Here is a 5,543-nt window from a genome sequence, read left to right as displayed (position 1 = left end):
GTGATAGAGAGGGTAGGCAAGTGAGTTGCAGATACATAAAATCCGCCTTTTGGGAAGGGAGGGGGTATATGGAATGATGGGGATCAAGTTGCTTGGATATCTCCTGATGGAGAGGATATCCATTTTGACGAGGTTGACGTTTCATCAGATCAGGATCCGTGTGAGGAGGGAGGTTGATGTCAGTTTCTTCTCTGAGCAGGTCATACCTTGACCTTTGCCCTGTCCTGTTTTATAATGATGGATGAACACACGCCATAGAGCGTCTCTTCCCTAAAATGCACCTCAGCTCTATCACGGAAAGCATAACCATAAGGAGAAGGAGGGATGAAGATTCAACAGGGAATCATGGTGGCCTTGGGATATGGCAAATACTTCCGCTCAGATTCAATCGTGGGTTTGGAACCGATTGAGGAGGGTCGTGGAGCGGGTAAACGCACAAAGGTGTATATCGAGGGACATACGGAACCGATCATCGCATCTCGCACGGAAAGCACTATCCTTCGGGACTTGATCGAAGCTCCGAAGGAGATCACCCGAGCACGTGAGCATATGGAACTGCTGAGGGATATCCTGGAGAACATCGCTAGTATACCTCCGATGCTCAGGTCCATCATTCGCGATCAGGGGGGATGGGATTTAGACAGGCTCGAAGAACGTATAAAGGAGGCGTTAGAGATAAAAGGGGGAGAGAACGATGAGGCTATCAGTCCCATCCATTAGCCTGTTAATAGCTATCATCCCCCTTATGGTCGGTTGTTCTGAGACGGAGGAGAATTTGAAACGAAATCCTAAGGCCGAATGGTACGAAGAAGCCTTAAGAGGGTTTCAAACCAGATATAACAGGATAAAAATCGCCATCGTTTATCATGAGAGATGGCAAAACGACAATGGTAGCTGGTCAGATCTACGGATAGACTCCTCGCCGGAAGCCCTACAGGCTTACAGATATGGCATTAGCTCCGATTATTTTATAGGTAAGGAAGGGTTGCCCGGTTGGAATCAACCGATTTCTCCTCCGAAAAGTGGATGTTATGTTGGAGTCTTTCCCGGGTGGGGGGAATTGGAAAGCTCCGTCGATATCCAGAAACTGGTAGATTTTGAAAATCTATCGGGTAAATCCGTGGCTTTCGTCCCTTTCTCCGTTTTTTGGGGTGAAGGTTACGTCTCAAGGGAGAATCTGGATAAGATATCAAGCTATGGAGCGATACCGCTTCTGAGATTAATGCCGTGGGGAGAACCATATTGGGAACCACATTATCAGCCCGATTACGCCCTCCAAAAGATCATAGATGGAGATTTCGACTCCTTTCTCTCCGATTGGGCCGATGAGATCAAAGCTTACGGCAAACCCGTGATGGTGACCTTCGGCGTGGAGATGAACGGGGATTGGTTCCCATGGTCGGGTGTATTCCAAGGCGGAGGTGTGACCGATAAATACGGTGATCCCCAAAAGGCGGACGGCCCGGAAAGGTATGTTGATGCCTTTCGCCATATCGTCAATCTGTTTAGGAATAAAGGGGGGGATAATGCCATCTGGTATTTTCACCCAAATCACGAGTCACATCCTGATGAGGGATGGAACTCCATCGAGGCCTACTATCCGGGCGATGAATACATCGATTGGGTGGGATTTAGCCTATACGGGGCTCAAACGAAGGACGATCCATGGGTGAGCTTTGAGAGTGTGATGGAGCCTATATATAACGAGCTGACCTCCAAATTTCCGAATAAACCCCTTATGCTTTGCGAATGGGGGGTTATGGAACGATGAAAGCCAACCGTCAATCCGATTGACAATCCCTGGAGGTTGATGTTATATTTAAACACACCAAAACCAATTTTACCTGAAAAGGTTATCATGAAGGTTCTAATCAGCGATCCGTTAGCTAAACAGGGGATAGAAATCCTCGAGAGGGAACCGGATATACAGGTTGAGCTTAAGACAAACCTCAGTCGTGAGGAGCTGATGGCCCGTATACCGGGGTATGATGCCCTCATAGTTCGCAGTTCGACAAAGGTGACGAGGGAGATCATAGAGGCAGCCACGAGGCTTAAAGTTATCGGCAGAGCTGGGGTCGGCGTGGATAACATCGACGTGGACGCTGCGACGCGCAAGGGTATAATTGTCCTCAACACCCCCAGTGCGAACACCATCTCCGCCGCCGAACATACGATAGCCATGATGCTCTCCCTCTCTAGAAACATCCACCTCGCCAACCACTCACTCAAGAAGGGAGAGTGGAACAGAGGGAAATTCACAGGCGTGGAAGTCTTCAACAAGACCCTAGGAGTTATAGGGCTTGGAAGGATAGGAACGGAGGTGGTCAAACGGGCTCAGGGATTGGGGATGAAGGTGTTGGCCTTTGATCCGTATCTGTCGAGGGAGGGCGCTGAAAGGCTTAAGGTTCAGCTTGTTCCGCTCGACAGGTTGTTGAGGGAATCGGACTATATCACCGTCCATACGCCCCTGACCCCCGAGACCAGAGGGATGATAGGAGACAAGGAGTTCGAGATGATGAAGGATGGGGTCAGGATAATCAACTGCGCTCGAGGCGGGATCATAGACGAAAAGGCGCTTTACAACGCACTTGTAAGCGGTAAGGTGGCGGGAGCAGCTCTAGACGTGTTCGAGACCGAGCCGCCCCCGCCGGGAAATCCCCTATTAAAGCTGGATAATGTGCTCGTCACGCCACATCTCGGGGCGGCCACCAGAGAGGCTCAGGTGAACGTGGCCGTAGACGTATGTTCCCAGGTCCTCAGCGCTCTCAGAGGTGAAATGGTCGCCTCGGCGGTCAACATGCCGCCGATCGATCCCCAGACGCTTAAGCTGCTGGGACCGTATATGTCACTGGCCGAAAAGCTCGGACTGCTGCAGGGACAGCTCATAGAGGGGAATATCTCCGAGATCACGATAGATTACGCAGGGGAGTTCTTCAAGGGCGATCTTACGCCTTTGACTGTGGCAATAGAGAAGGGATTGCTGGATCCCGTTCTACAGGAGACGGTCAATTTCGTTAACGCCCCATTCTTCATAAAACAGAGGGGGATCAAAGTGATAGAAACCAGAAGCGGCGAACATCGCAATTTCGTCAATTTGATCTCCGTCACGGTCAAGACCGATTCCACAGTCCACACGGTCGCCGGCACCGTATACGGGAAATACGACCCCCGGATCGTCCTGTTGGATGAGTATCACGTCAATGCGGTTCCCTATGGCCATATCCTTCTGGTATATAACGACGACAGACCCGGAGCTATCGGGACGATCGGCACCATACTGGGCCGCAACGACATAAACATAGCCGATATGAGCGTCGGAAGATTCGAGCCGGGCGGTAAGGCGGTCATGGTCATCAACGTCGATAGCGAGGTGCCGAAGGATGTGATCGGGGAGATAAGATCCGCTCCGGGTATAACCTTCGTCAAGCAGGTGAGGCTGTGAGCGTCCGAATAGAATGGGCTGTGGTCGGGCCGGTCTATACCAACTGTTATCTGATCTACGACGATTCCACCACCGAGGCCATCCTGATAGATCCCGGCCCCGATAGCGAGAAAATTCTCGATCGAATAGAGAAGGAGGGATTAAAGCTGAATCTCATAATCAACACCCACGGCCATTTCGATCATGTAGCCTGTAATGGATTTTTCAAACGTAAAACCGGAGCGAGGATAGCTATACATGGGGATGACCTCGAGATTCTGAAAAGCGTCCCCGAGCAATCCCTGTGGTTCGGAGTGGTGGCACCTCCATCGCCCCAGCCCGATGTAATGCTTAAGGATGGGGACTCAGTTGAGATAGGAGATATCAAGCTCGAGGTCATTCACACCCCAGGTCACACCCCCGGCGGGATATGTCTTTTAGGCGATGGGTTTCTGTTTTCAGGCGATACCCTCTTTCGCGGATCGATAGGTAGAACCGATCTGCCGGGAGGATCGCTTGACAAGCTGATCAGATCCATAAAGACGAAACTCTTCACCCTTCCCGATGACACGCTCGTCTATCCCGGGCACGGCGAAGTGACGAGCATCGGAGAGGAGAGGGAGAGAGGTTTGATGGGATGGGTATTCTGAAAACGCTGAAAAGGGATATACAAGCCGCTTTAGAACGGGATCCGGCCGCCAGAAACGCCCTGGAGGTTGTCCTGTGTTACCCGGGATTTCACGTGCTGTTTTTCCACAGGATCGCTCACTGGCTTTGGAGGCATGGCAGATATCTCTCAGCCCGATTCATATCCCAGATGGGCAGGTTTTTCACAGGCATAGAGATACATCCCGGAGCGAGGATCGGTCCCGGCTTCTTCATAGATCACGGCATGGGAGTGGTGATCGGTGAGACGGCCGAGATCGGCGAAAACGTCACGCTCTATCACGGTGTGACCCTGGGCGGCAAGAGTTTGGAGAGGGTGAAAAGACATCCGACTTTGGGGGATAACGTCGTCATCGGTGCCCACGCCCAGATAATCGGCCCCGTGAAAATAGGCGATAACAGCCGTGTGGGGGCCGGATCGGTCGTCGTGAACGACGTGCCGGACAACTGCGTCGTGGTGGGCGTTCCGGGAAAGGTCGTTTACAAGGACGGCAGACGGGTCGAGAGATTTGACCTCCACCATGACGAGCTCCCCGACCCCGTCGCCGAAGCCCTTCAGTGTATGCTTGAGAGGATCCAAAGCCTGGAGGAGGAGATCGAAAGGCTTAAAAGACATGAGAGGAAGGGTGGGAACGATGGAACCCCTCTGTATTGAACTCATAACCAAAGATATGTCGGCGGATGCCGTCCTGAGAAAATACCGTCGATGCATTTGGGTCTTTACGCGTCACGGACTCCTGTGTCCGCTGTGTGCCAATGCCAGTCACGAGACGATCGAACAGGCTGCCAGAGCCAAAAGGATCGATCTGAGAAAATTACTTATGGAACTGAACATAGCGGCGGGTCTTATCCCCAGCAATGCGGCATCGATGAGGGAGGTGTTGGATGGACAAGATTAACGAGAGGATGCCCAGAGAAGGCCTATTTACGGGGCTAAGAGGTGGATTCACCCCGAAAGCAACGCGCCGTGGAGAATTTCTCCCTCTTGTCTGGGAGGATAAGGCGCATCTATGTGGGATACTCGCCACGGTCTGTCCCGCCGACAAAAAGGTATTACGAGAGTCGCCGGGAAAACGAAAGGATCCTCTGCCCAGGTAAAGAAAAATTAGGACCGGATTTTGAGCTATGGCCTTAATTTTGTCAAAGGGTGACGGGTGCATATCAGGTGGGAGCCCTCTGAATTCGTAGAATCTGAGCGACTCAGTGGCATTAACTTGACCTCCTAGATCCGTCCAAAATTCTAGCTGGTATTATTCCGTTTTTAATAGGAGTTACGCAGTTGACTGCGAACCCCTTTTCATTTACGTATATTATACCCTGAAAGTGAAGCTTTGTCGATAGGAGGGAAAGCGAATGAACCCACCCAAGTGCGATGACCTTGACTACATCCATTTTCTCATCGCCACCCAGAGGGTATTCACCTGCACTGAGGCAGCAAGATGCCAACCTCAAGGGG

The 5,543-nt window shown here is 51.5% G+C and carries 9 protein-coding genes; all 9 read left to right on the top strand.

Annotated features, from left to right (window positions below):
• The first annotated feature begins 73 nt into the window (after positions 1-73).
• Positions 74-211 (top strand): hypothetical protein, encoded by a 138-nt coding sequence (locus J7M22_08120; GenBank protein MCD6506579.1) that lies wholly within the window; start codon positions 74-76, stop codon positions 209-211.
• Positions 212-324: 113 nt separating this feature from the next.
• The gene (locus J7M22_08115) at positions 325-720 is read left to right on the top strand and encodes a hypothetical protein (protein ID MCD6506578.1); all 396 of its coding nucleotides are present in this window, start codon (positions 325-327) and stop codon (positions 718-720) included.
• Positions 695-1,771: a hypothetical protein gene (locus J7M22_08110; protein ID MCD6506577.1), complete on the top strand. Its 1,077-nt coding sequence runs from the start codon at positions 695-697 to the stop codon at positions 1,769-1,771. The genes J7M22_08115 and J7M22_08110 overlap by 26 nt, the downstream gene beginning before the upstream one ends.
• An 87-nt stretch (positions 1,772-1,858) precedes the next feature.
• Complete coding sequence (locus tag J7M22_08105) at positions 1,859-3,442, top strand: phosphoglycerate dehydrogenase (protein MCD6506576.1); 1,584 nt, start codon at positions 1,859-1,861, stop codon at positions 3,440-3,442.
• A gap of 8 nt (positions 3,443-3,450) precedes the next feature.
• On the top strand, positions 3,451-4,071 hold the full coding sequence (locus J7M22_08100; protein ID MCD6506575.1) for an MBL fold metallo-hydrolase: 621 nt from the start codon (positions 3,451-3,453) through the stop codon (positions 4,069-4,071).
• Positions 4,059-4,742, top strand: coding sequence for a serine O-acetyltransferase (cysE, locus tag J7M22_08095; GenBank protein MCD6506574.1), 684 nt, complete (start codon positions 4,059-4,061; stop codon positions 4,740-4,742). Before J7M22_08100 ends, cysE begins: the two co-directional genes overlap by 13 nt.
• On the top strand, positions 4,723-4,986 hold the full coding sequence (locus tag J7M22_08090; protein ID MCD6506573.1) for a DUF1858 domain-containing protein: 264 nt from the start codon (positions 4,723-4,725) through the stop codon (positions 4,984-4,986). The genes cysE and J7M22_08090 overlap by 20 nt, the downstream gene beginning before the upstream one ends.
• Entirely contained in the window at positions 4,973-5,185 is a 213-nt protein-coding gene (locus J7M22_08085) for a hypothetical protein (protein MCD6506572.1), read from the top strand. Before J7M22_08090 ends, J7M22_08085 begins: the two co-directional genes overlap by 14 nt.
• A gap of 255 nt (positions 5,186-5,440) precedes the next feature.
• The coding region (locus tag J7M22_08080; protein MCD6506571.1) for an IS701 family transposase at positions 5,441-5,543 on the top strand (103 nt) is incomplete at its 3' end.

It is taken from the genome of Candidatus Poribacteria bacterium, from assembly GCA_021162805.1.
Lineage (GTDB): Bacteria > Poribacteria > WGA-4E > B28-G17 > B28-G17 > JAGGXZ01.
This window is presented reverse-complemented; position numbering and strand designations above follow the sequence as displayed.